The 502-nt window shown below is 65.1% G+C and carries 1 protein-coding gene; it reads right to left on the bottom strand.

The genetic code is table 11. From position 1 onward, the window contains the following. The coding region (locus ACLQ3C_RS21505) for a transposase (protein WP_425707123.1) at window positions 1–502 on the bottom strand (502 nt) is incomplete at both ends.

The raw sequence follows: 502 nt of genomic DNA, 5'->3' as shown, positions 1-502 counted from the left end.
CCTGGCGTGGGACGATAGTCCTGCGGTAGGGATTCCAGCGCCTGATGTAGGACGGTGATGTGGTCGGCGGTGGTATTGCTTCCGGCATTTCCGGGGCGTAGCAGCGCTGCCAATGCTTCACCGCCGGCGATGTCGGCCCGGTCCAGATAGGCCATCAGCGGATGCATTCCGAAGGTTCTTTTCCAGGTCGCGGCCGCGTTCTCTTTGCCTTCGGAGTGATCGATGGTGATGGTGGCATCAACATCGATGTAGAGCCACTCGGTCGCCGGTGCCGCGCCGGCGGCCCAGGCCGCCGCCCGGGCTCGGGCGCGTGCAGTACGAATCTGTGGCAGATGATCAGCATCGATCCGTTCATCGATCAACCGCCACATCGTGGTGGTCGAGGCGGCCGGGCCGAACACTGCGCTACGGCTCCGGGTTGCTTGCGCGGCGATGTCAACGCAGTCGGCGCCGTCGGCGACCGCGGCAACCAGATCAGCAAATACCGCGCCCGGTGCATGCG

The sequence above is a fragment of the Gordonia sp. DT30 genome (genome assembly GCF_049844915.1).
GTDB lineage: Bacteria > Actinomycetota > Actinomycetes > Mycobacteriales > Mycobacteriaceae > Gordonia.
The sequence above is the reverse complement of the archived record's forward strand: the minus strand, read 5'-3'. Positions and strand labels throughout refer to the sequence as shown.